Source organism: Pseudomonas sp. B21-017 (assembly GCF_024749245.1).
In the GTDB taxonomy this organism is placed as follows: Bacteria; Pseudomonadota; Gammaproteobacteria; order Pseudomonadales; family Pseudomonadaceae; genus Aquipseudomonas.
This window is the reverse complement of sequence record NZ_CP087194.1, coordinates 2,102,239-2,124,215: the sequence shown is the minus strand read 5'-3', so window position 1 is coordinate 2,124,215 and position 21,977 is coordinate 2,102,239. Positions and strand designations below refer to the sequence as shown.

General features: G+C 58.8%; 26 protein-coding genes and 2 pseudogenes. 11 read left to right on the top strand and 17 right to left on the bottom strand.

From position 1 onward, the window contains the following. Nucleotides 1-84: 84 nt before the first annotated feature. Nucleotides 85-834 carry an SDR family oxidoreductase gene (locus LOY28_RS09560; protein WP_258613437.1) on the top strand — a complete coding sequence of 250 codons (750 nt, stop codon included), beginning with the start codon at nt 85-87 and terminating at the stop codon, nt 832-834. 181 nt (nt 835-1,015) lie between these two features. Here the strand turns inward: LOY28_RS09560 and LOY28_RS09555 are convergent, their stop codons facing one another. The 4 genes from LOY28_RS09555 to LOY28_RS09540 all read right to left on the bottom strand — a co-directional run bounded on the left by LOY28_RS09555 (nt 1,016) and on the right by LOY28_RS09540 (nt 3,283). Continuing rightward, nucleotides 1,016-2,377, bottom strand: coding sequence for an MATE family efflux transporter (locus LOY28_RS09555; RefSeq protein WP_258613431.1), 1,362 nt, complete (start codon nt 2,375-2,377; stop codon nt 1,016-1,018). Nucleotides 2,378-2,729: 352 nt separating this feature from the next. Next, a complete protein-coding gene (locus tag LOY28_RS09550) occupies nt 2,730-2,972 on the bottom strand; it encodes a hypothetical protein (protein WP_258613428.1) in 243 nt (80 codons plus the stop codon). 12 nt (nt 2,973-2,984) lie between these two features. Continuing rightward, the gene (locus LOY28_RS09545; protein ID WP_258613426.1) at nt 2,985-3,137 is read right to left on the bottom strand and encodes a hypothetical protein; all 153 of its coding nucleotides are present in this window, start codon (nt 3,135-3,137) and stop codon (nt 2,985-2,987) included. Then, nucleotides 3,122-3,283, bottom strand: a complete 162-nt coding sequence (locus LOY28_RS09540) for a hypothetical protein (protein WP_258613424.1) — start codon at nt 3,281-3,283, stop codon at nt 3,122-3,124. The genes LOY28_RS09545 and LOY28_RS09540 overlap by 16 nt, the downstream gene beginning before the upstream one ends. A 349-nt stretch (nt 3,284-3,632) precedes the next feature. Here LOY28_RS09540 and LOY28_RS09535 point away from each other — a divergent pair, with 349 nt between their 5' ends. Next, nucleotides 3,633-4,193: a YSC84-related protein gene (locus LOY28_RS09535; RefSeq protein ID WP_018928229.1), complete on the top strand. Its 561-nt coding sequence runs from the start codon at nt 3,633-3,635 to the stop codon at nt 4,191-4,193. Nucleotides 4,194-4,290: 97 nt separating this feature from the next. On the opposite strand, the gene LOY28_RS09530 is transcribed toward LOY28_RS09535, so the two are convergent. Next, nucleotides 4,291-5,229: a LysR family transcriptional regulator gene (locus LOY28_RS09530; RefSeq protein WP_258613421.1), complete on the bottom strand. Its 939-nt coding sequence runs from the start codon at nt 5,227-5,229 to the stop codon at nt 4,291-4,293. A gap of 116 nt (nt 5,230-5,345) precedes the next feature. Between LOY28_RS09530 and LOY28_RS09525 the strand changes: the two genes are divergently transcribed. The 3 genes from LOY28_RS09525 to LOY28_RS09515 all read left to right on the top strand — a co-directional run bounded on the left by LOY28_RS09525 (nt 5,346) and on the right by LOY28_RS09515 (nt 7,338). Beyond that, nucleotides 5,346-6,104 (top strand): TSUP family transporter, encoded by a 759-nt coding sequence (locus LOY28_RS09525; protein ID WP_019649478.1) that lies wholly within the window; start codon nt 5,346-5,348, stop codon nt 6,102-6,104. Between the two features lie 192 nt (nt 6,105-6,296). Beyond that, on the top strand, nt 6,297-6,737 hold the full coding sequence (locus LOY28_RS09520) for a hypothetical protein (RefSeq protein WP_064616890.1): 441 nt from the start codon (nt 6,297-6,299) through the stop codon (nt 6,735-6,737). Nucleotides 6,738-7,032: 295 nt separating this feature from the next. Further along, nucleotides 7,033-7,338 (top strand): hypothetical protein, encoded by a 306-nt coding sequence (locus LOY28_RS09515; RefSeq protein ID WP_018928234.1) that lies wholly within the window; start codon nt 7,033-7,035, stop codon nt 7,336-7,338. 207 nt (nt 7,339-7,545) lie between these two features. On the opposite strand, the gene LOY28_RS09510 is transcribed toward LOY28_RS09515, so the two are convergent. Beyond that, on the bottom strand, nt 7,546-7,881 hold the full coding sequence (locus LOY28_RS09510; RefSeq protein WP_018928235.1) for a hypothetical protein: 336 nt from the start codon (nt 7,879-7,881) through the stop codon (nt 7,546-7,548). Nucleotides 7,882-7,998: 117 nt separating this feature from the next. Beyond that, nucleotides 7,999-8,388: a cytochrome c family protein gene (locus tag LOY28_RS09505; protein ID WP_018928236.1), complete on the bottom strand. Its 390-nt coding sequence runs from the start codon at nt 8,386-8,388 to the stop codon at nt 7,999-8,001. 188 nt (nt 8,389-8,576) lie between these two features. Here LOY28_RS09505 and LOY28_RS09500 point away from each other — a divergent pair, with 188 nt between their 5' ends. After that, a complete protein-coding gene (locus LOY28_RS09500) occupies nt 8,577-9,044 on the top strand; it encodes a GNAT family N-acetyltransferase (protein WP_064621220.1) in 468 nt (155 codons plus the stop codon). A gap of 148 nt (nt 9,045-9,192) precedes the next feature. Here the strand turns inward: LOY28_RS09500 and LOY28_RS09495 are convergent. Next, a pseudogene (locus tag LOY28_RS09495) lies at nt 9,193-9,872 on the bottom strand (cation:dicarboxylate symporter family transporter); the annotation flags it as partial. On the opposite strand from LOY28_RS09495, the pseudogene LOY28_RS09490 reads away from it, so the two are divergent. Continuing rightward, nucleotides 9,858-10,256: pseudogene (locus LOY28_RS09490) on the top strand (LysR substrate-binding domain-containing protein); the annotation flags it as partial. The pseudogenes LOY28_RS09495 and LOY28_RS09490 overlap by 15 nt on opposite strands. 6 nt (nt 10,257-10,262) lie before the next feature. Here LOY28_RS09490 and LOY28_RS09485 read toward each other — a convergent pair. Beyond that, nucleotides 10,263-10,664 (bottom strand): DUF1801 domain-containing protein, encoded by a 402-nt coding sequence (locus LOY28_RS09485; RefSeq protein ID WP_258613416.1) that lies wholly within the window; start codon nt 10,662-10,664, stop codon nt 10,263-10,265. Nucleotides 10,665-10,828: 164 nt separating this feature from the next. Between LOY28_RS09485 and LOY28_RS09480 the strand changes: the two genes are divergently transcribed. Continuing rightward, nucleotides 10,829-11,392 carry a histidine phosphatase family protein gene (locus LOY28_RS09480; protein WP_018928242.1) on the top strand — a complete coding sequence of 188 codons (564 nt, stop codon included), beginning with the start codon at nt 10,829-10,831 and terminating at the stop codon, nt 11,390-11,392. A gap of 329 nt (nt 11,393-11,721) precedes the next feature. Next, on the top strand, nt 11,722-12,207 hold the full coding sequence (locus tag LOY28_RS09475) for an adenosine-specific kinase (RefSeq protein ID WP_018928243.1): 486 nt from the start codon (nt 11,722-11,724) through the stop codon (nt 12,205-12,207). Between the two features lie 48 nt (nt 12,208-12,255). On the opposite strand, the gene LOY28_RS09470 is transcribed toward LOY28_RS09475, so the two are convergent. From LOY28_RS09470 to LOY28_RS09460, 3 genes are all read right to left on the bottom strand, one after another. Beyond that, on the bottom strand, nt 12,256-13,077 hold the full coding sequence (locus LOY28_RS09470) for a MinD/ParA family protein (RefSeq protein ID WP_258614427.1): 822 nt from the start codon (nt 13,075-13,077) through the stop codon (nt 12,256-12,258). A gap of 170 nt (nt 13,078-13,247) precedes the next feature. Then, a complete protein-coding gene (locus LOY28_RS09465) occupies nt 13,248-13,622 on the bottom strand; it encodes a cupin domain-containing protein (RefSeq protein WP_064616884.1) in 375 nt (124 codons plus the stop codon). Between the two features lie 96 nt (nt 13,623-13,718). After that, nucleotides 13,719-14,531, bottom strand: coding sequence for an AraC family transcriptional regulator (locus LOY28_RS09460; protein WP_086945332.1), 813 nt, complete (start codon nt 14,529-14,531; stop codon nt 13,719-13,721). A 248-nt stretch (nt 14,532-14,779) separates the two neighbouring features. Between LOY28_RS09460 and LOY28_RS09455 the strand changes: the two genes are divergently transcribed. Beyond that, entirely contained in the window at nt 14,780-15,640 is an 861-nt protein-coding gene (locus LOY28_RS09455; RefSeq protein ID WP_018928247.1) for a CAP domain-containing protein, read from the top strand. Nucleotides 15,641-15,697: 57 nt separating this feature from the next. On the opposite strand, the gene LOY28_RS09450 is transcribed toward LOY28_RS09455, so the two are convergent. From LOY28_RS09450 to LOY28_RS09430, 5 genes are all read right to left on the bottom strand, one after another. Continuing rightward, on the bottom strand, nt 15,698-16,150 hold the full coding sequence (locus LOY28_RS09450) for an N-acetyltransferase (protein ID WP_018928248.1): 453 nt from the start codon (nt 16,148-16,150) through the stop codon (nt 15,698-15,700). Between the two features lie 24 nt (nt 16,151-16,174). Beyond that, the gene (locus LOY28_RS09445) at nt 16,175-16,828 is read right to left on the bottom strand and encodes a peroxiredoxin (protein WP_018928249.1); all 654 of its coding nucleotides are present in this window, start codon (nt 16,826-16,828) and stop codon (nt 16,175-16,177) included. A gap of 168 nt (nt 16,829-16,996) precedes the next feature. Further along, nucleotides 16,997-18,409 (bottom strand): cytosine permease, encoded by a 1,413-nt coding sequence (locus tag LOY28_RS09440; RefSeq protein ID WP_086945331.1) that lies wholly within the window; start codon nt 18,407-18,409, stop codon nt 16,997-16,999. Between the two features lie 75 nt (nt 18,410-18,484). After that, a complete protein-coding gene (locus LOY28_RS09435; protein ID WP_258613412.1) occupies nt 18,485-20,347 on the bottom strand; it encodes an amidohydrolase in 1,863 nt (620 codons plus the stop codon). 140 nt (nt 20,348-20,487) lie between these two features. Further along, the gene (locus LOY28_RS09430; RefSeq protein WP_258614426.1) at nt 20,488-21,510 is read right to left on the bottom strand and encodes a helix-turn-helix transcriptional regulator; all 1,023 of its coding nucleotides are present in this window, start codon (nt 21,508-21,510) and stop codon (nt 20,488-20,490) included. A 135-nt stretch (nt 21,511-21,645) separates the two neighbouring features. Here LOY28_RS09430 and LOY28_RS09425 point away from each other — a divergent pair, with 135 nt between their 5' ends. Continuing rightward, entirely contained in the window at nt 21,646-21,936 is a 291-nt protein-coding gene (locus LOY28_RS09425) for a DUF3630 family protein (protein ID WP_258613411.1), read from the top strand. Nucleotides 21,937-21,977 lie beyond the last annotated feature (41 nt).

Genomic DNA, 21,977 nt, shown 5'->3' with positions numbered 1-21,977 from the left:
GCCCCCCCCACTCCGACCAGAAACACGATGTCCAAGCGGGGCTGACACCTCGCACCCCACTGCGCACGCATCGGGAGACTCGTCATGAAAATCGTCGTGATTGGCGGTACCGGGCTGATCGGCAGGCAGCTCTGCAAAAACCTGCAAGACCTGGGGCATGAAACCCTGGCCGCATCACCGAGCACCGGCGTCAACGCCCTCACCGGCGAGGGCTTGCAAAACGCCTTGCAAGGCGCCGATGTAGTGGTCGACGTGGCTAACTCGCCCTCCTTCGAAGATGCCGTCGTGCTCGAGTTCTTCGAAACCTCCGGGCGCAACCTGCTCGCCGCCGAGAAGGCCGCCGGGGTCAAACACCATGTCGCGCTGTCGGTGGTAGGCACCGAGCGCATGCTCGACAGCGGCTATTTCCGGGCAAAAATGGCCCAGGAACAACTCATCAAGGACTCAGGCATTCCTTACACAATCCTGCGGGCCACGCAGTTCTTCGAGTTCATCGGGGCCATTTCCCACTCGGGCGTACAGGAAGGCGACACCGTGCGCTTGACCTCCGCCGCGTTGCAGCCGATTGCCGCAACCGATGTCGCGATGGCGCTGGCGAAAGTCGCGGTGCAAGCGCCGAGCAATAACACCCTGGAAGTGGCCGGGCCTGAGCGCTGGCCGCTGGTGGAGTTCGTGCGCTTGTTTTTGCAACACACCAACGACCCGCGCCAGGCCCAACCGGACGACACGGTCCCCTACTTCGGTGCGCCGATCGATGACCACTCGCTGACGCCGGGAGAGCACCCCATCGTCGGGCCGACACGCTTCGAAACCTGGCTCAAGAGCAATAGTTGAGGGGCCGTCGAGGGCCTAGGGGGCGTTCTCCATTAGTTTCCCCGCCGCGTTGTCGCCTTAAAGCGAGCCAGGCAAGGCGCAGGCTGCTGGGAATGGTTGTTCCCTTTCCAAGGCCTGCAACGCAGGCTGGCCCGCTTTAAGGCACAACCCGAAGGGCCGGGAAACTAATGGAGAACGCCCCCTACACCAACCGCTCGATCTTCTGATGCTGCCAGACCATTTTGTAGTACAGCGTCTGCAGCATCAGCATGCCCAGATACGCCACCGGAAACGCCATCCACACCCCTGGCAGCCCGAAGCGCGTATCCAGCAGATACGCCACCGGCAACTGCACCCCGACCACGCACACAATCGACACCGCTACCGGCACCAACACCGTACCGCTGGCGCGCATGATGCCGCCGACAATCGCCTGAAAACCAAATACCAACAGGCTCCAGAGCATGATGTGCAACAAGTGCTCGGCCATTGCCCGGGTGGAATCATCCGTAAGAAACAACCCCAGCAACCAGTGCGACAGCAGATAACCCAACAGCACCAGGCCGCCGGTCAGGCACACGTTGATCAACAACCCGGTGCGCAAAATCTCCCCCATGCGCTCAAGGCGCCCTGCCCCGATCGCCTGCGCGCCGAGGATCGATGCCGTGATCGCAATCGACAGCGCCGGGAACTGCACGTAATTGACGATCTGCGTCACCGCCCCGTACGCCGCCGTCGCCTGGGACCCGTGCTGGTTCACCAGCGCCAGAATCACCAGCTCCGACAACGACAGCACCACCATCTGCAACCCGGTCGGCAGCCCGATGCGCAACACCTTGCCGAGGATGACCCTGTCGAGCCGCATCGCCGCAAACATCTCCCGATCCGGCGCCAACGGATGCCCCTTGCGAATCAACCGCCACGCCAGCCACCCCATCGCCGACAGGTTACCCACCAACCCCGCCCACGCCGCACTCTGAATCCCCATCGGCGGGAGCCCAAACCACCCGAGAATCAACGCCGGCGTCAGCGCCAGCCCGACACACGTCGACACCACCAACGCCAACAACGGCGACAGCGTATCGCTCACCCCACGCAGCAACTGCGTGAACAACACAAACACCAACAGCGACGGCAAAATCCACATCATCACATGGGCATACGCCACCGCATCGTCCAGCACATCCCCCGGCGTGCCCAACCCCTGCAACGCCGGCCGGGCAAACACACTGCCCAACACCGCCGCCACCAACCCGATCATCGCCCCCAACAGCAACGTCGAACCGGCGATGGCCTTCACCAGATGCGGCTCACGGGCGCCCCAGGCCTGGCCGATCAACACCCCAGCGCCCGCACCGAGGCCGATAACCAGGGCGATGAAAAAGAACACCACGGGGAACATGCCGGACACCGCCGCTAACGCCTGGGTGCCGAGCAATTGACCGATGTAGATGCTGTTGACGGTGCCAGACATGGACTGGAGGAAGTTGGAAAGGACCATGGGGGCGAGGAATAGGAGGTAGGTTTGCCAGAGGGGGTGTTGGGGTTTGGTTGGGGTTTGCATTGAGGGTCCGTCTCGGGTGGGGGCTGGCGTTTTGGAAATTCTACGCTAGGGGACTGGAATAACGCGGTCCTGTTTTGTGGATTTGGATGTGTAATGGCTGCTTCCGGGCTAGGCCGAAAGCTAACGATCGACGGATGAGTGAATCACGCCAGCTTTACATACGAGTCCTACGGCTGTGATTTGATGGATGTGATTGGCCGACGCTTGCGGGCGCAGGCGGCGGAGTAAATGAAAACGGGTGCTGACCGGCGCCCGTTTTTTTTGATATGGCGTGAACGCTTCATCGCGATGCTGTACAGCTCCTGCATAGCGATAGGACTTATCCCTAGTAGCGATAAATCCCTACATCCCTTCAGTCAATCTGCTCGAACCGCCGCCGCTTCATGAACAATCCCATCCCTATCGCCACGGCAAAAACCGACAGCAACCCCAGATCAAACCCCAACAAGCGGATCTGACCTGCCACAACGCAGCCAACCGCACCCGCCGCCACCAACACCACTCCTAGCCACTTGCGTAGCAGATACGGTTTGAGGAATTGATCAAGCAGAAAGGACAACACCAAGGCAATGACCAATTGAGTAATTACGGACATGTACGTCTCCAGTCAGGTCTTGATGATCAATGTCGAAAGGGTGCGTTGCGGGCCGATACCGCCGTTGACCTGCGCCTCAATGCTGACCAGTACGTCGCCCACATGGTAGGTGGGTAGGATTTCATTGGCATACGTGCGCACACCGGCGCCTACAGGTATTGCCACGTAAGAGAGGGCCACGGCCTTGGTGGCGGCAGTGAAAAATGCAACTCGCGCAGGCGCCCACGTTCGCTGTCGTTGAGGGTGATCTGCGAGACGTTGAAGACGATCCCGTGAATGCCCATGTATTGGAAAGTCCCTTCGAACTTCATCGCCCGCATCCTTTCGAGGCAAAGACGGCGATTCTCTACAAGGAGCGCATTGGATTCAAATCATTTCACCCTGCTGGCAAGGTGTGTACTCGGTTTGTCAGTACTTGAATGATGCCAGCGCCTTGTCAGGCACCCGTTTTGTTTTTTTCGAACCCGGCCAACACGCAGAGGTCGAAACCAGTGATGGCATCGCTACTGATCACAGGCCGCTGGCCTGCTTCATTCAAGGGCGAAGCCAGTAGCTCACACCACTTTAGGGTGCGCCGGATAATTTCAGCAGGCCCGGATTCTGCCGGGGCAAGTGCTGGCTGCTGCTGACATCCAATGCTCCCGTATTGGAGTACCTGACATGACTCAGTCAATGCGGTTCTTCTTATCGATCGTCCTTGCGACAGCTTCACTGGTATCGGCAAGTTTCCTGAACACCGCAGGTGCGGCAACCGCTGAGGATCTGAATGCCGACTCTCAGCAAGCGTTGCAAACTCTTTACAAGTCCACACCACTGGCCGAATCCATTTCGCACAATGCCAAAGCGATTCTTGTCTTCCCGAATATCGTCAAGGCGGGCCTTGTATTCGGCGGCAGCTACGGCGAAGGCGTATTGTTGAAGAACAAGAAAGTAGAGAATTACTACAACACCGTAACCGGGTCCTGGGGGCTACAGGCAGGTGCACAGTCGTATGCCTATGCGGTTTTCCTGATGACCGACAAAGCCGTGGACTATGTCCGTAAAACCAAGGGTTGGGAAATCGGCGTAGGCCCCACTGTTGTATTGGTTGATGCGGGGGTGGCGAAAAATCTGTCCAGCACGACGCTGAAGGGCGATGCCTACGCGTTCATTTTCGACCAGCAAGGGTTAATGGCTGGGGTCAGCATCGAAGGCACCAAGATTTCCCTGATCAAGCGTTAGAACCGGTCGTTTGGCGCTTGCGCGCGCAAGCGATGGAGCAAATAAAAACGGGCACCTGAAGGGGCGCCCGTTTTTTGTGTCCGCGATTGGTGATGCATCAGCCACCCTGGAGCGTTACTGCATGCTTTCGATCAAGACTTTCACCAAAACCACGGATCATCTCCAGCAACGACTTCACCCGCAGCGGCAGATTCCCGGCCGGGTACACCGCGTGCATCTGCGGGCTCTCACCACTGCTGGAGGTGAGTTTGTACTCGGGACAGACCCGCAGCAGGCGCCCCGCTTGCACTTCGGGCTCTGCCAGCCAGTCCGCCAGGCGGGCAATACCGAGGCCTGCCAGGGCCGCCTGGAACACCGCCGAACCGGAGTTGAAGCGAAATTTGGGATGAGCCCGAACGCTGATGGCCTGCGTCTCACTACGAAAATTCCACTCCTTGAGAATCCGCGGCGCCGTGTGCAGGATCAGCGAGTGCGCCTCCAGCGCCTCGATGGAGTCGGGTATCCCGTGCCGCTCCAGATACTCGGGGCTGGCGTACAGATAACGTGAATAACTCCAGAGTGGAAAGCCGATCAGGTCACTGGATTGCGGATACCCGCCGCGAATCGAGAAGTCCAGTTTGCTCTTGGCCGGGTCGATGGTTTCATCGGTGAAAATCCCATCGACGTTCACGTCCGGATAACGCTCGGCGTACTGCGCGATCAGCCGGGGCAATACCCCGTGCCCGAGAAACTCGGGGGCGGAAAAGCGGACCCAGCCGTAGGCCTGGCCACTGATGCCGGCCAGGTCTTCATCCGCCTCACGTTGCAGATCCAGCATTTTGTAAGCGTGAGGCAACAAGCGCTCACCCGCCTCGGTCAAGCTCACGGCATTGGAGGAGCGATTGAACAACTTGACTCCGACACTTTCCTCCAAGGCCTGAACTGCGCGGGTCAGCGCGCTGGGCGAGCGCCCCAGAGTTCGTGCTGCCGCGACGAAGCTGCGCTTGCGAGCCACCGTCGCGAAGGCTTCAAGTTCCCCCAACATATCCAATGCCATGCGCCACCTCGTTGCACTTTTCACAACGTGGCATTGCAACACAAAAAAAGCGCTTTGGTTAACCTTCCGTTCAACCCCGGACTCTCACCCATCTTTCACCGTCAGAGCCTGATTCCATGATCGATATTGTCATCCTTTGCGTATTCGCCTTCTCTGCCGGCCTGATCGATGCGGCGGTGGGCGGCGGTGGACTGATCCAGATACCCGCGCTGTTCAACGTGCTACCCACGGCACAACCAGCGGCGCTGCTGGGGACCAACAAGGTTGCGGCAGCCTGCGGCACTGCATTCGCCGCCCGATCCTTCGTGCGCAAGGTGGTGATCAACTGGAGTCTGGTGATCCCCGCCGCCAGTGCGGCGTTTGTCATGTCCTTCTTCGGAGCGGCCACGGTGTCGTTCGTGCCCCAGTCGGTGATCCGGCCAGCGGTGCTGGTGTTGATCGTGCTGATGGCGATCTACACCTTCTGGAAAAAGGACTTCGGCGCCCTGCACAAGCCCATGCACATCGGCACCAAGGAAAAACTGCTGGCGATCGTCATCGGCGGCGCCATCGGTTTCTACGACGGACTGTTCGGGCCCGGCACTGGCAGCTTCCTGATCTTCCTGTTCATCCGCTGCTTCGCCTTCGACTTCCTGCATGCCTCGGCGTCGGCCAAGCTGGTGAACATCGCGACCAACGTAGCAGCGCTGATGTTCTTCATTCCGACGGGGAACGTGCTCTACCTGATCGCCATCCCCATGGCTGCATTCAACATCCTCGGCGCACTGACCGGCACCTGGCTGGCGGTACATAAAGGCGTGCCCTTTGTCCGGGCGCTGTTCCTGGTGTTGCTGCTGATCCTGATCGGCAAACTGTCCTATGACCTGTTCGTGTAAGCCTGAGGAAAACAGCCCGCATCCAATGTTCAATAGGTGTGGGCTCATCTCGCGTGGACGCGGCATTTGCCCACCACGTTTCAACCATTGTTGACGTCGATAGTCACCATCACGTCAATGAAGTTCTCATAAAAAATCCTCGGCGTAACATCCGCTCCATACCCAGCCAATAACACCCCGGAGCACACCATCATGAAACGCCAAACCCTTCTCAGCATCGCTTTCTCGGTTTTTGCAGTAAACGCTTTCGCCGCTTCCCCTGCTCACCCGGTCGTCGCTGAAGGCGGCTCGGATCGCCTGATTGAAAGCCGTGTGGCTGAAGGTGGTTCGGATCGTCTGATCGAGAATCGCGTCGCTGAAGGTGGTTCGGATCGTCTGATCGAAAACCGCGTCGCTGAAGGTGGTTCGGATCGTCTGATCGAAAACCGCGTCGCTGAAGGTGGTTCGGATCGTCTGATCGAAAACCGCGTCGCTGAAGGTGGTTCGGATCGTCTGATCGAAAACCGCGTCGCTGAAGGTGGTTCGGATCGTCTGATCGAGAATCGCGTCGCTGAAGGCGGCTCGGATCGTCTGATCGAAAACCGCGTCGCTGAAGGTGGTTCGGATCGTCTGATCGAAAACCGTGCAGCATGAGTGAGTGGCTTTACCGCAACACTCGACCAAAGAACCCGGCCTCATCAGCCGGGTTTTTTCATGCTTTTTTTAGTACCCGACTACATCGATGCTCGCCCGAAGCAGTATAGATGCGGGTTTCAGCGAATTAGCGCCCGCGCTGAATCATCAACAACGACCGTCCGTAACCCCGCCCCGACGCCCTCTCACCCTTCGCTATTCTTAACCACACACACCGCGGGCACGGCTTGCGGCATCAAAACCAGGAGTAAGGATCCGGGTAAGGAGTGCGCCACTTCAAACTGAGTATCAAATAATGAAAATGCTACTGATGGTCGAGTTTCCCCATGAGCCTTTCAACGCGTTTGTCAGGTCGGGGAAGGTCGGCGAAATCATGAACCGTATCCTGGACACCATTAAGCCCGAGGCGACTTATTTCACTGAGCAAGATGGCATGCGAAATGGGATTTTTTTGATCGATATCGTGGATCCCTCCGAAATACCCGGGTATGCGGAACCCTTCTTCCTCAACTTCCAGGCCAACTGCAAATTCCGTGTGGTCATGAACCCGCAGGACCTGCAAAACGCCGGTCTGGAGGAACTCGGAAAAGCGTGGGCGTGAGGCAATGATCAATGAGTGAGAAACCTGTGGCGAGGGAGCTTGCTCCCGCTTGAGTGCGTAGCACTCACAAGAACCGGCAATGGTTGCCAGATTTTTTGGGGCCGCTACGCAGCCCAGCGCGAGCAAGCTCGCTCGCCACAAGGTAGCCGACTAAATCCGGCTCGTTCATGTCGAAGCGCGTTCACCACAAAGGCGAAGCACTGACGCTTACTGAACGGTTTTCAGCTTGACCACATCACCGGAGATTTTGGTGGTGTAGCCGGTCAGGACCCAAGCCCAGAACCAGTTTTCCTGCACTTGGGTGTTGATCATGGCATCGCCGCCCTTGGCTTTGATGGCCGCGTCCTGAGCGCGGATGAAGCGGTTGTTCTGCTGGATCGGGATGACGCCGAACAGCAGCAGGCCAGTGGCGGTCGCTTCACTGTGGCCGACAACGGTGTACTGGCTGCTGTCGTATTGCTGGGTCTTCATCGGGGTGCCGGTGCAACCCGCCAGAACCAGGCCAAACAGGGCTACGGCAACCGCTTTGCTGAGGTAATTCACTGTGTCACTCCATTAGAAATACCCGGGATCCATCTCTCGGGCGGCGCATACTCTAACGGATGAAGTGGCCCATTGATATCACTCAGCACTGAAAAAAGCGGATCGATAAGGCTCCGATCATTGCGGCTGAAACGTCTGCAGATAGGCCAACAGGTTTTCGATCTTTTCCGGATCGCTGAGGCCCCAGAAAATCATGCGGGTGCCGGGGACCACTGTTTTTGGCGCTTCGATGTAGGCGGTGAGAGTTTCGCGGGTCCAGACGACGCCTGATGATTTCATCGCGTCTGAGTACTGGTAGTCCGCCGTGCTGCCCGCAGGGCGCCCGAAAATCGCATTGAGTTGCGGACCAAAAAAACCTCGCGCCGAACTCCCTACCTGGTGGCAGCCGCCACAGATTCGCTTGAACAGTTTCTCGCCCGCCTCAGCATCACCGGCCGCTGCTGCTTGCGTACTGAACAACCCCATGTTGAGCATCAAGGCCAAGGTGAGTACGACGGCGTTTTTCATGTTCGGCTCCAAATCAGGCGTTGCTGACAGCAAAAGCGGGCGGCTATTTCATCATGACTGGCGCCCACATCGAAGCCTTGAAGCTAATCTATAACTCTCTTTGCTCCATTAGCGCCGCTGCAGAAGGGCCAGAATGAAATCCATCGTACTGGCGCTGGCTCCCCGTGATGATAATTAGAGTGCAAACGATGTCCGTCATACCTGTTGAAAGTCCTCCAGTAATGTTGGTTCCGGCTCACCCCGCCGACCTGGACAATCTTGTGGCCATTCGAATTGAGGCCATGCGCGAAAGTCTTGAACGGATTGGGCGATTTGATCCGATACGTGCACGTGAGCGTTTTATCAACGGTTTTGATTGTCGCAACACGCGTCACATTGAGCTGGCCGGTGAGCGAGTCGGTTTTATTGTGGTCAAGCCTCAGCTGAACGAACTGCTACTTGACCACTTGTATGTCCGACCGAATGCTCAGGGAACAGGTGTAGGTTCTGCTGTCCTCGAACAGATTTTCAAAGAAGCGGATGCCGCCGCGCTCCCTGTCAGGGTGGGCGCGCTCAAAGAGAGCGCTTCGAATCGGTTTTACATCCGTCATGGCTTCCAATTCGTCGAAAGCGGCGAGTTCGACAATTACTATGTTCGTCCGAACGCTGCACCTTGACGCAGTTTTTTACACCGCCTCGATCAGGAGCGAATGTTTCCGCGAGGCCAAAGGCACGGTTGCACCGGTCGAGGGGAAGAAGGCCTGGTTGCCCAACCGCCCCTCTGATCAAGCCCGCTCCTACATTTTTTGAGCTGCATGGTCCCGGCTACTTGGACTCGACATACACCCCTTGTGGGAGCGCGCCTGCTCGTGATGAGGCCATCGCGCTGGTTGGCGTCGATGCCGCAACAGCAACAGTGTCCGCCTGAGCCATCTCGGGCTTTGCCTCCGCGCCCTCCCCGTTCAGCGCCTTGTTCATCTTCACCGTATCCAACGCGCCGACCCATTTGGCAATGGCCATGGTGCCGACGCCGTTGCCGATGGTGTTGGTGATCGCGCGTGCTTCCGACATGAACCGATCGACGCCCAGCAACAGCACCATGCCCGCCACCGGGATGGTGCCGAGGGAGGACAGCGTCGCCGCCAGGATGATGAACCCCGAACCGGTCACCCCCGCCGAGCCTTTGGAGGTGAACATCAGCACCGCCAGCACGATCAACTGGTCCATGAGGGTCAGCGGCGTGTTGGTCGCCTGGGCAATGAAGATCGCGGCGATGGTGTAGTAGATCGCCTGGCCGTCCAGGTTGAAGGTCCGAACACTTTTGCGCGCGGCCCGACATGCGCCAGGGCAACACCCAGCAGAATGGAGAACAGCAAGATTTGCAGGACGTTGCCTTTGGCGAAGGCATCCACGATGGTGTCGGGGATGATGTTCATCACAAAGTCCATGAACGACGCATGTTTCACCGCCGTGGTGTAGGTCGCCAGGCTGGCGTGCCGCAACGCCTGGCGGATTTACAACAACACAACTGCATCTTCCTGCGGCAAAACGAAACGCCCTACGGCGTATGGAGCTTTACCAACGGTGGGCGCACGCAAAACGTCAAAGTGCGTGGCGCGTTAGGCTGCAACGACGGTGAAGTGGCCCTCAATTGGGCGCTGGAAGGTCATGGGATTCTGCTGCGGGCCGAATGGGACATCGCCCGCTACGTGCGCAGTGGCCGTTTGCGCCTGGTGCTGGAGGACCAGACACCGACCCGCGCCGATGTCTATGCCATCTACCCGCAACAGTTACACCTGTCGGCGCGAGTGCGCAGCCTGATCGATTTTCTGGTCGAGCGCTTCAAGCACATCGATCACCTGGATGAACCGGAATCTGTGCTCGACTGAACGGCGCTACGACAGATTGAGTGCCACGGCGGCGCGGATCAGCGCCTTCAAGGCCGTTTCATCAATCCGGTCGCCCTCATGAATATCGATGGCACGCCGGGTGTTGCCATCGAGGCTGGCGTTGAACAGTCCTGAAGGGTCTTCCAGCGAGGCGCCCTTGGCGAACGTCATCTTCACGGCATTCTTGTACGTCTCGCCGGTGCAGATGATGCCGGCATGCGACCACACCGGAACGCCCCGCCACTTCAACTCCTCGACCACTTCGGGGTCGGCTTGCTTGATGAGCGCTCGAACCCGAGCAAGCGTCTCGCCCCGCCAATCATCCAGTGCCTCGATTTTCGCCTCGATCAGCGCAGACGCAGAGCCTTGCCCCTCAGTGTCCTTTGAACCGGTCGTCTCCTTGCTCATAGTGGCTATCCCTCTTCATAATGATTGTCGCTCGCCTGCCTCTTGAGTATCGCTGACAGGACTACAACGCAGGCGTTGCAGTTTGACCCACAACGGGTCGTTTGCCTTCAAATCTCCGATGGGTACAACCACTCACGGAATAGCAAAACAAGGACGTAACAACAGTGGAAAAGGAAATCATCTTGATGCGTCATGGCCAGCCAGATCTGGCCGTGCAAGACAAAGTTTCAGCGCGCGATATGAAACGCTGGATCGAGCAATACGACCTGTCAGAAATCATCGACCAACCCGCCCCGCAATCGAGTGTGGCGCTGGCGCGTACCGCCAGAATGATCGTGTCGAGCAGTGCGCCCCGGGCGCTGACGTCGGTTCGAGCGCTAGGCCTTCAAGCCAGCGTTGTCGATGATATGTTCTGCGAAGCGCAACTGCCCCATGGACGATGGACACTGCCGCGCCTTTCACCGTTTACGTGGGCATTTATTCTTCGTGTTTTATGGTTGTGCGGTTTCTCGGGGAAGGTCGAGTCAGCCAGTAAGGCCAGAATGCGCGCCAATACGGCAGCTCAACGGCTTCAATCCCTTGCCGACGAAGGGCCTGTTTTACTGCTCGGTCATGGAATAATGAATCGAATGATTGCCAAGCACCTGGAGGCTACCGGATGGATTCGCCATACCAGCAATGGTAACCGGTACTGGAGCGCGACGGCCTATCGTATGAAACCGCGTTAAGGTACGACGACAGCCACAGACTGAATCCTGGCGCCCTGGCTGGTGGTCAAATTGGAGCTAATATTCATCTGTATTCCTCTGCAAAGGACTGCAATCAGGAGCCGGCTCAAGTTACTGACCAAATGGAATCGCATGATCGTGCGGTTGCAGATCGAGCACGAAATCAGTGCCCGGGATTTCGAGAAGTTCAGCTGGAAACTGGGCATCCCTTGAGGAGACTGGGTGATGTTCGCATCCACCCGGAGACACAGCCAGAGGAGCAGGAGATCGTCCCGGCTTGAATAGAGGCCCGATGCCGGTCCGCGACATCGTGACAGGAGGCGTTTGAGATGCAACTCATCACGTTGAAAATCGACAAACCGGAAGCGACGAATTTCATCTTTGGTCAGACGCACTTCATCAAGTCCGTTGAAGACCTCCACGAAGCGTTGATAAACGCCGTGCCAGGTATCCAGTTTGGCGTGGCTTTTTGTGAAGCCTCCGGCAAATGCCTGGTGCGATGGTCTGGCACCAATACCGCCATGATCGAGCTTGCGCAGAAAAACGCGCAAGCCATCGCCGCCGGCCATAGCTTCATCATTTTCCTCGGCGACGGTTTCTATCCGCTGAACGTGTTGAACGCCGTCAAAATGGTGCCAGAGGTGTGCCGCATTTTTTGTGCAACAGCCAATCCAACCGAAGTGATTCTTGCCGAGACGGAGCAGGGACGCGCGATCCTGGGCGTCGTGGATGGCTTCTGTGCCGATGGCATTGAAGGCGACGAAGACATCCTGTGGCGCAAGAATTTGTTGCGGCAGATTGGCTACAAGCTGTGAAACACGTTTCGCGGCTGAGCTAACGACGGGCTGCCGCCGTCGACAGCCTCACCTGCCGGAATTATGCACGAGTTGCTCAACGAAGAACTCCACGTGCCCTCTCGGATGAGTCGGCAATGGCCAGCTGTCGACGTTGTGAGCAAGAGCCTGGAAAGCTTGAGCACACTTGGAACGAGGGAAGGCTTCAAACACTGCGCGTCCCTTCTGCACGGCTTTGTGCGCACTTTCGTCGTTCGGCACCGCGCCGACGTATTGCAGCGAGACATCCAGGAACATTTCGGTAATCTTTTCCAGCTTGGCAAACAGATTGCGGCCTTCCGCCGGACTGCCCGTCATGTTGGCCAGCACGCGAAAACGCTGCAGACCGTAGTTCAGGTTGAGCAATTTGATCAGCCCGTAGGCGCCGCTGATCGAGGTGGGTTCATCGCACACCACCACCAGCACTTCCTGAGACGCGCGGATGAAGTTGATCACTGAGCCACCGATACCGGCGGCCGTATCGATGATCAGCACATCCAGTTTGTCGCCGATATCGCTAAAGGCCTGGATCAGCGCGCGGTATTGCGCAGGCTCCAGATGAGTCATGTTCTGCAAACCAGAAGAGGCCGGGGCCACACGAATGCCTCCAGGCCCAGGCATGAGTGCCTCGGACAGCTCGCAACGCCCTTCGAGAACATCGGCCAGTGTGTAGCGCGGAGTCAGCCCCAGCAGAATATCGATATTCGCCAGGCCAAGATCGGCATCCAGCAATACGACGCGCCGCCCCATTTTTGCCAACGCCAACGAGAGGTTAACCGCTACCGTTGTCTTGCCCACGCCCCCTTTACCGCCAGTCACAGCGATAACTTGCACGCAATACACATCATCCATTTGTCTTTCCCTTCCCTGCGCATCGTGTGCCAGCACGTAATGGCACCCTCCAGATGCCGCAAGAATAGCTGAAAAGCGCGCAATAGCTGCTTTATCTCCCGACGAGAGGCATTTTGCCGGCCTCCATCGAATCGTTTCAACGAAAAGGCCGGCAAAAACCACCAAAACGTCTAGATCCACACATCATTCATTGCGGTTCTTTCCCCGGCTTGATCACCGGTATTCAGCACACCTCGCGGCTCGATCAGCAACAGTTTCACCTCGCGTTCTGCATAAGGCTTGTGTTCGACGCCCTTGGGGACGACGTACATTTCTCCCCGCCCAACCACGACGGCCCGCTCCCGAAGATCGATGCGAAGCTCGCCTTCAAGGACGATGAAGGCTTCATCGGTATCGGCATGGGAATGCCAGACAAAGTCGCCTTCGATTTTCACCACCTTGAACTGATAGTCGTTCATTTCGGCAATCACCTTTGGCGCCCATTGCTCGCTGAACAAGGCATATTTTTCGGCAAAGTTAATCGCGGTGCAGGCCTGGGAATTCATTTAAGTCACCCTCATTGGACAAGATATCGAGCCCTGACTCTAGGGATGACCTAACGCTGCGTATTGCATGATTGTGCAAGTTGGCCGGGACCCTGCTCAATCAAGGCCCAACCTCTTCAGCCACCGGCCGGGGGAGACGCCGTAGGTCTGGACGAATTGACGCGTCATGTGGCTTTGGTCGAAAAAACCTGCGCATACGGCCGCCTCTGCCATCGAGTGGCCCCCAACCATCAATGCTCTTGCCAGGTCGAGCCGGCGCTGGGTCATGTACCGATAGGGGCTTGTGCCGTACAGCGCCCGAAAATCACGGCTCAGGCTCCACCGGTCTCGACCACTCGCCTGGGATAACTCATCCAGGGTAATGACTCGATCCAGCGAGTCATGAATCAGCGCACGCGCGCGCTCGGCCGCTGCAAAATCAAATGACTTGCGCCGCCCACGCTGACCAGAGAGCGTATCCAGCGCCTGCGCGAGATCGTAAATGGCATCGTCTTCTTCCAGGGGTTCGATGCAAGCGTCGAGGTTTTGCAGCAGTACCTGGGTTGCGGCACCCAGCCGTGGGTCGCTCGATAAGCCACCCTCGATAAATGGCAACGGCTTGCCGCCCAGCACCTGCTGAATCAGGGCAGGTTCGATGTAGATCATCCGGTAATGAAAACCCGCTTCGGTACCGGCCTCACCGTCATGCACCTCGTCCGGGTGCAAGACGATGGTTTTACCGGGCAGGCTGTGGCGCTGGGATTTGCGGTACTGGAAACTTTGTACACCCGACAGCGTTCGCCCGATGGCGTAAGTATCGTGGCGATGCGGCGTAAAGCCATGGCCGCCAAAAAAGGCTTCGATGCGCTCCATCTTCAACGGCTGCGCTGAGCGTTTGACCCAATCCTTGTTGCCCTTGGTCTTAGTCATGTCCCTGTACCACTCGAATGATGTCAGTACGTTACCAGTGCGAGCGTCTGCTGTCCCAGACTCGTGACCCGTCTGAATCGGCCCTCTCAGCGTAGCCGTCAAATTTGTCTGTTCCCCTCGTGAACCAGTTTTGAGACCCGCAGTCATAGCCGTGCCGTAAAAGACGCTCGCCCAATGAAGCGCTCATGCGGTTATTGCTCATCTTTATCCCACCCTTATCGTCGTCAACTCATCAGAGCTGTCTGTTCATGCGCCCGACTGTCCGCTGCTGCCGCTTTATTTCGCTGTGCCTGATGCCTTTGTTTCCGCTGTTCGCCAGCCCCGCCCATGCCAGCGGGGAACGGCAACTGGTGGAAGTCATCAACGATTACCGCGCCGATCCCGACCGCTGCGCGGGGCGTGCGGTCAGGCCGTTACGGCCACTGGCGCTGAAATCGGACTTGTCCTTGCCGATCGGCTATGGCGGTGGTTTGCGGGAGGGGTTGAAGGCTAACGGCTATCAGGCTGTAACGGTACGGACCATCCGCCTGGTCGGCGCGCAAGATGCCGATGAGGCGTTCGACATGCTCCAGAGCGACTACTGTGGGGCGCTGCTCGATACCCAATACGCCGACATCGGTGTCACTCGTGCCCGCAGCGAATGGCGGGTGGTGCTGGCGCAACCGGTGCTCGACGGGCGTATCGGCGATTCGCGCGCTGCGGGCAAGACGTTGCTGGCGCAGGTCAACGCGGCAAGAGCCAGGCCACGCATGTGTGGGCGCCAACGCTTCGCCGCCGCACGGCCATTAACCTGGAACGCCGCCCTGGGCGCCGCCGCGCAAGGGCACAGCAAGGCAATGGCCTACGGCAACTACTTCGCCCACCAGGACCCCGACGGTGATATGCCGGCGGATCGCGCCAGAGCCGCCGGTTACCGCGGCCGGCAGATCGGCGAGAACATCGCCGCCGGGCAAGGCTCGCCCAGCCAGGCGATGTCCGGCTGGCTGGCCAGCCCCGGGCATTGCGCCAACCTGATGAACCCGATGTTTACCCAGGTCGGCGCGGCGTACGCCAGCGATTCGCGCAGCAACAAAGGGGTTTATTGGACGATGCTGTTTGGCGCGCCTTGAGTGAGGGTTTCGAACCGTCCATAGAAAATGGCTGGCGCTGGGGTCACAAGTTTGCGCCTACTTCAAGTCGAGACAGTAGGTGTAGTAACCCGTATCGCGCACATAGCCCAATGATTCATACAACCGTTGCGCGAGGTGATTGTCCGTGGCCGTTTCCAGCACCATGCCCTTAGCGCCGGTCAACAGCGCAAAGGCTCGGGCGGTGTTCATCAGCAACGTCCCTACCCCTCTGCCGCGGGCGGCAGGTGTGGTGAAGAGGTCGTTGAGCAGCCAGGTGCGGTGGGCGTCGATGGAGGAGAACGTCGGGTACAACTGGACAAAGCCGAGCGCTTCGCCCGTGGAGTCCTCGGCGAAGAAAATCACCGATTCGTCCCTGGCGATGCGCTCTGCGATGAAAGCGCGAGACTGCATCAGGTTCGAGGGCTGGCCGTAAAAGCCTCGATAGGCGTCGAAGAGGCTGGCGACTTTATCGATGTGGGTTGCATCAACGCGCAGGACCTGGACGGCCATGTGGGTGGTCTCCGAACAGATGAGTTACTTCGGTTGCGCCACGGTGCGCAAATAAGGTTTCAGCGTCTTGAAGCCATCCGGGTATTTCTTCCTGGCGTCCTCATCGGAGACCGAAGTGGGAATGATGACGTCCTCGCCCGGACGCCAGTTCACCGGCGTGGCAACGGTGTGCTTGGCGTTCAGTTGCAGAGAATCGAGCAGACGCAGCACTTCATCGAAGTTGCGCCCGGCACTCATCGGGTAGATCAGCATCGCCTTGACCTTTTTGTCCGGGCCGATAATGAACACCGAACGCACCGTGGCATTGTCCACGGCAGTCCGTGCGCCGCCACTGGCATTCGGATGAATCATGTCGTAGAGCTTCGCCACCACCAGATTCTCGTCGCCGATCATGGGGTAGTTGACCGCATGCCCCTGGGTCTCTTCGATGTCTTTGGCCCAGGTCTTATGGTTACTGACAGGGTCGACACTGAGCCCGACGATTTTGGTGTTGCGCTTATCGAACTCCGGCTTGAGCCCCGCCATGTAGCCAAGCTCAGTGGTGCACACCGGGGTGAAGTCCTTGGGGTGCGAGAACAGAATCGCCCACTTGTCACCGATCCACTCATGGAAATGCAGCGGGCCCTCGGTGCTTTCAGCGGTAAAGTCCGGTGCCTCGTCGCCAATACGGATTGCCATGTTCGTTCTCCTTACTGTTGAGTCGTAGGGAAGTCGCCGGAACGCTGGCTGCTGTTCCGGCGGCATTCGGTGTCTGTGTTGAACCGTCAACGCGGATCAGTATAGGAGACGCTCGAGGACCCGGTAGTTAGCCCCGCGCCCGCCCTGCCCCCTTTGTTGACCGGGCACTCAAGCCTGCGAACTGCGCTCGACCGACACCGCAAGCGCAGATGTCCTGGCCAGCCAATAATAGAGCATGCCCGGCACCACCAGCCCGACGATCCAGGAAATATCGACACCACCGAGCTGCGCGACCATTGGTCCGGAGTAGAAGTGAGTGTCGACAAAAGGCAGCTGGACCAACACACCGAGCACATACACGCTGATCCCCAACACATTCCAACGGCCATAACGCCCCGCCGGGTCGGACAACGCCGGGATGTCATAGCGCTCCTTGTTGATGAAGTAGTAGTCCACCAGGTTGATCGCGCTCCACGGCGTGAAGAACGTCAGCAGAAAGAGGATGAAGTACTTGAACGTGCTCAGGAACGAGTACTGCCCCAGCAGCGCCAGCGTGGTGGACGCGCCGACAATCACCAGCACAAACAGCATGCGTTTACCGGCGGATATTTCGAAGCCACGACGAAAGCCACTGATGATGGTGGCCACGCACATGAAGCTGCCATAAGCGTTGAGGGTCGACACCGTGACCTTGCCGAACACCACGCTCAAGTACAGCAGGGAGGCCATCACCCCGGTACTGCCCAACCCGACGATGGTGGCGACCTCATGTCCACGAAAATTTGCGCCCGCCAACGCAGCGGCGAACACTCCCAGCACCATGGAAGCCTGGGCCCCCACCACCGTCCCCAGGCCGACGGCGGTGAACGTCTTCCAGGATGAGGTCTTGCTCGGCAGGTAGCGTGAGTAGTCGGCCACATAAGGGCCGAACGCGATCTGCCAGGATGCGGAAAGAGACACTGCCAGCAGGAAAGTACTCCAGCCGAAATGGCGGTTTTCCAGCAACAGACCGATATCGTTGAGCGTCATCAACCGGGTAAACAGATAGACGAAGGCGATGATGCCCAGCACGCTCGCCACCCTGCCCACCAGGTGGATGACCCGATAACCGAAGAGGGTCAGAAACGCGATGCAGGAGGCGAAAATCAGGATGCCGGCGCTGTCACTGACATGGACCAATTGAGCAATGGCCTGCCCCGACAGTACCGCGCCGGTGGCGCTGAAGCCGAGGTACATCAGACACACCAGCACAATCGGAATCGCCGCCCCATAGACCCCGAACTGCACGCGACTGGAGATCATCTGCGGCAGCCCGAGCTTGGGTCCTTGTGCAGCGTGCAGCGCCACCACCGCGCCGCCGAGCAACTGGCCGACCAGCAAACCAATGAGTGACCAGAACACATCGCCACCCAGCACCACGGCCAGCGCGCCGGTCACAATCGCCGTGATCTGCAGATTGGCGCCGAGCCACAGGGTGAACTGGCTGTAGAGGCTGCCATGACGCTCGGCTTCCGGGATGTAATCGATCGAACGAGTCTCGATCAGGGGACTTCGCTGCTGGGTATCGCTGACCTTGGTCATTTTGTGTTCTCTTCTTATGGGGTAGACGCTAATGCCAGTGAGTTAAAGGCAAATCGAACATGCAGGAGCGTGGTTTTATTTTTGTTGTTCAGTAACCGCTACTTCAGCCGCCCGTTGTTCAAGACCAACGAACGGCGCCTTGGCCCATACGACCTTGCCGCCGACCACCGTCAGCAGCACGTCATTGCGGGCCAGTTCATCATCGGGCACCTGCATGAAGTTCTTGTCCAGAACGATCACGTCAGCGAACTTGCCCACTTCTATCGAGCCAACGACCGAGTCTAGTCGCAACTGCTCGGCAGCGTTCATCGTGATGCTTTTCAACACATCAGCGCGCGACAACGCCGGGTCAGCATTCAACCTGCCTGCATATTTGGGACCATAGCTGTGCGGGTTAAGCGGATCGCCTGAGCGGGTGACCCCGATCTTCAGTGCGAGGAATTCGTCGAGCGGGTCGACGGGCCAGTCGCTGCCATACGCCACCCGGCCACCGGCACGGCTGATACTGCCCGATGGCTCCATGCGGGCGAAGCGATCGGCTCCCAGATGTTCGCTGGTGCCGTCGACCGTGGACGGCGCCTGCTGGGCCCACTGGAAGGACATGTTGGCAGTCACGTCGAGCGCCTTGAAGCGCCCATAGTCGGCGGGGTCCACCGACTCGGCGTGAGTAATGGTCGGACGAAAGCCATTGCCCGGCAGTTGCCGGCGCACGTATTCGATACCGTTCAACGAGTCACGCACTGCTCGGTCTCCGGTGGCGTGAAGGTGCGGATCGAGGCCGGCCTGGACCGCCTTCAGCAGCAGCGGATTGAGTACTTGCGCAGGGAAATACAGCTCGCCGACGTTGTTGCCTGATGTCCACTTGGGCGCGGCATCGGTGCCGGTATTGCGCAGGTACGGGGTCAACATCGCCCCGGTATCCGCTGGCGCGTTGATGATGCCGTCCATGAACAATTTGACGTGGCGCATGCTCACCCCCGGCGCGACTTGGGCTTTGCCCTGATCGTAGGTGTTGGCCAATGCCTTGGCCTCGGCAATGGTTTTCGCCGGGTCTGCCGCGGCGGCAGGGTCGAGTTTGATTGCCAGCAAGGCCCGTGCGGTCAACTCGCCCGACTGCTGCAAGGTGGTGAACGCTTTGCCATTTTCCGGCCCCGACAAGGCATCGAAGAAACTGGTGATGCCTTGCCGGCGCATGGCATCGAGCGCCGCGCGGGTCTGGTTGAGCTTCTCGGCGTCGGTGGCTGGCGGCACCACGGCGGCCATGGCATCGGCGGCACCGTCTTCGCAGATCCCGGTCGGGTTGCCGGCGCTGTCACGCACGTACTTACCATCCCCCGGATTGGCCGTGTGCCTGTTGATGCCTGCGACCGCCAGGCCGCGGGAGTTTGTCAGCACGGTGTGGAAATCGGTGGAACGGACCTGGATCGGGCGAGTGGTCTTGAGCGCGTCCAGCGTTGATTTGTCGGGATCGCCGTCAAGCCCGGTCATGCCCATGCGGTCCCAGCTGCCCACTTCAAGCCAGACATCCGGGCCTTTGTCCTTGTCGGCATCCAGACATGCCTGAATGGTTTGCTGGAAAACCTTACGGGTCATCGTCTGGTATTTCAGGTCGCACAAGGTCATGGCGCGACCGCCGTCCCCCGGGTGCATGTGTGCATCGACGAAGCCGGGCATCAACATGCGTCCCGCTAGATCGATCATCTGTGTCTGCGTGCCGATGTACGCGGCAACCCCTTCATCGCTGCCCACGTAAACGATCTTCCCACCCGTGACGGCAATCGCCTGCTGCACGGAGTTCTTGCCATCGACGGTGTAGACATAGCCGTTGCGCATCACCATGTCAGCCGGTGTCGAACCGTGTGTCTGACACCCCACCAGCGCCATGCAAGAAAGTGCCGTTGTCGTTGCAACGGCCATAAACAACCGGGAAAGTTTCAACTGCCTCACCTCTGTTTTTATAGTTCTGGAAGTGGCCCAAACGAACTGCCGCAAGCCCCTGATATGCAGGGCACACGATATAGAGCGCAGCGGTTGGATGGACCTCTGCAAATGAGGGGGGTGAGGCAACTTGACCGCACCTAATCGCGACGCGCTGCATCCGCAAACGAGGTCGGCGAACGCAGCACGGAACCCAGCTCCACCTTGCTCTTCACGCCGAGCTGCAGGTAGCAGTTGCGCAGGTAGGTGCGCACCGTCGCGGGACTCAAGGCAAGGATTTTGGCAATTTCCTTGTAGGAATGACCGGCCGCAAACAGCATCGCTGCCGTCCGCTCGCGAGGCGCAAGCACCGCCCCCCGCGACTGCGCTTCGAGTGACAGGATGACGTGCTCGGCGTTAGGGCTCAGTGTCAGTGCGCAGCGGCCCAGTCGCATGACACAGGGTGCCTTTGGCAGTTGCGCGATCACCTGCGCGGGAAGCATTGAACCGCCCCACCCTGGCAACTCACGCTCAATCGCTGCGCACAGTGTGGCCCCCACGTACAGCAGGCTGCCGTCCATGCGCGCGACGCCAAAGTCAGACGCCCCGTTGCCCGTGTCGAAGCGAATCATGTCCTGCACCTGAAATCGCCAGAGCTGCAACAGATGGTCGCAGAAGGCCGAAAACAGCTCCGCCTCACTGTCGTTGAACGCCGGAGCTTCAATGCCTCGGTAGAGACAGACGAAGAACATCAAGCCGCTTTCGGGTAACTCGAAAGTGATGCACATCAGGTGGTAGAGGGCGTGGCGCCGAGCGAACGCGTCCACTTCTACATCGGGGTCGGTGAACCCGCTGTCACGCACGACCTCACCGGGTCGGCTCAGGGTGTCATGGGAAAATCTGTCGCTGCCCGCACTCTTGTGCCATTCGGCGGCAAACGACTCGGGCAGATTAATTCGCCCGTGCATCCAGCTTCTGGGCGGAGCATCAACGTCCGACGCGGACATCTCACCCCACCAGGCGGAAGCGAAGGGCAGCAGTTCACGGAATGCCTGCAGGCCTTCGGCGATGAACCCGGATGCACCGCGATCCCGAGCAAGGCGACCAAGGTGCAACACGCAATGATTGAATGCTCTCAGCGTTGCCATCGACGTCTTGGCGCCGACCTCATCACCCTCCTCCATCGTACTGATCTCGCTCGCTGAATGGCCTGTCATTTTGACCATGCCATAGGCGCGGTAATGGCGTCCAGCTCCCAGCTCGCTCGCCACAAATCTCGCAGGAAGCGTAAAGTCACGTTCATTCTCAAGGAGCAAAACATGACTGATCCGTCGCCCCCGCCATCACGGGAAATTTATCTCTCGCAGACATCCGACCGGGATCTGTTCAATCGCATCGCCAGTGAATTGGCACGAGGGCTGGGCGGGACCTGGACGGCACAGATCAACGGGTTGGACCAGCGTTATTGGGACCTGGCCGTCGAGGGGCAGACGATTACGCTGCATCTGGAACACTACCTGGGGATCATGCTGCTGGTGGAGCACGCGGATCCGGACTGGATTGCGTCGGAGCGTTTTCAGGCGGTGGTGCGGCGGCTACAGACGGATTGAACAAAAAACGGGCGCCATGATCGGCGCCCGTTTCATTTGAA

Excerpts from the sequence above, each read along its gene's own strand:
- LOY28_RS09505 (WP_018928236.1), bottom strand. The coding sequence starts at position 8,388 with ATGAAAAACGCCGTCGTACTCACCTTGGCCTTGATGCTCAACATGGGG.
- LOY28_RS09550 (WP_258613428.1), bottom strand. The coding sequence starts at position 2,972 with ATGTCCGTAATTACTCAATTGGTCATTGCCTTGGTGTTGTCCTTTCTG.
- LOY28_RS09520 (WP_064616890.1), top strand. The coding sequence starts at position 6,297 with ATGAAACGCCAAACCCTTCTCAGCATCGCTTTCTCGGTTTTTGCAGTA.
- LOY28_RS09540 (WP_258613424.1), bottom strand. The coding sequence starts at position 3,283 with ATGAAGTTCGAAGGGACTTTCCAATACATGGGCATTCACGGGATCGTC.
- LOY28_RS09460 (WP_086945332.1), bottom strand. The coding sequence starts at position 14,531 with ATGACTAAGACCAAGGGCAACAAGGATTGGGTCAAACGCTCAGCGCAG.
- LOY28_RS09525 (WP_019649478.1), top strand. The coding sequence starts at position 5,346 with ATGATCGATATTGTCATCCTTTGCGTATTCGCCTTCTCTGCCGGCCTG.
- LOY28_RS09450 (WP_018928248.1), bottom strand. The coding sequence starts at position 16,150 with ATGGCCGTCCAGGTCCTGCGCGTTGATGCAACCCACATCGATAAAGTC.
- LOY28_RS09455 (WP_018928247.1), top strand. The coding sequence starts at position 14,780 with ATGCGCCCGACTGTCCGCTGCTGCCGCTTTATTTCGCTGTGCCTGATG.
- LOY28_RS09560 (WP_258613437.1), top strand. The coding sequence starts at position 85 with ATGAAAATCGTCGTGATTGGCGGTACCGGGCTGATCGGCAGGCAGCTC.
- LOY28_RS09555 (WP_258613431.1), bottom strand. The coding sequence starts at position 2,377 with ATGCAAACCCCAACCAAACCCCAACACCCCCTCTGGCAAACCTACCTC.
- LOY28_RS09515 (WP_018928234.1), top strand. The coding sequence starts at position 7,033 with ATGAAAATGCTACTGATGGTCGAGTTTCCCCATGAGCCTTTCAACGCG.
- LOY28_RS09475 (WP_018928243.1), top strand. The coding sequence starts at position 11,722 with ATGCAACTCATCACGTTGAAAATCGACAAACCGGAAGCGACGAATTTC.
- LOY28_RS09425 (WP_258613411.1), top strand. The coding sequence starts at position 21,646 with ATGACTGATCCGTCGCCCCCGCCATCACGGGAAATTTATCTCTCGCAG.
- LOY28_RS09470 (WP_258614427.1), bottom strand. The coding sequence starts at position 13,077 with ATGGATGATGTGTATTGCGTGCAAGTTATCGCTGTGACTGGCGGTAAA.
- LOY28_RS09535 (WP_018928229.1), top strand. The coding sequence starts at position 3,633 with ATGACTCAGTCAATGCGGTTCTTCTTATCGATCGTCCTTGCGACAGCT.
- LOY28_RS09465 (WP_064616884.1), bottom strand. The coding sequence starts at position 13,622 with ATGAATTCCCAGGCCTGCACCGCGATTAACTTTGCCGAAAAATATGCC.
- LOY28_RS09500 (WP_064621220.1), top strand. The coding sequence starts at position 8,577 with ATGTCCGTCATACCTGTTGAAAGTCCTCCAGTAATGTTGGTTCCGGCT.
- LOY28_RS09430 (WP_258614426.1), bottom strand. The coding sequence starts at position 21,510 with ATGGAGGAGGGTGATGAGGTCGGCGCCAAGACGTCGATGGCAACGCTG.
- LOY28_RS09485 (WP_258613416.1), bottom strand. The coding sequence starts at position 10,664 with ATGAGCAAGGAGACGACCGGTTCAAAGGACACTGAGGGGCAAGGCTCT.
- LOY28_RS09445 (WP_018928249.1), bottom strand. The coding sequence starts at position 16,828 with ATGGCAATCCGTATTGGCGACGAGGCACCGGACTTTACCGCTGAAAGC.
- LOY28_RS09530 (WP_258613421.1), bottom strand. The coding sequence starts at position 5,229 with ATGGCATTGGATATGTTGGGGGAACTTGAAGCCTTCGCGACGGTGGCT.
- LOY28_RS09440 (WP_086945331.1), bottom strand. The coding sequence starts at position 18,409 with ATGACCAAGGTCAGCGATACCCAGCAGCGAAGTCCCCTGATCGAGACT.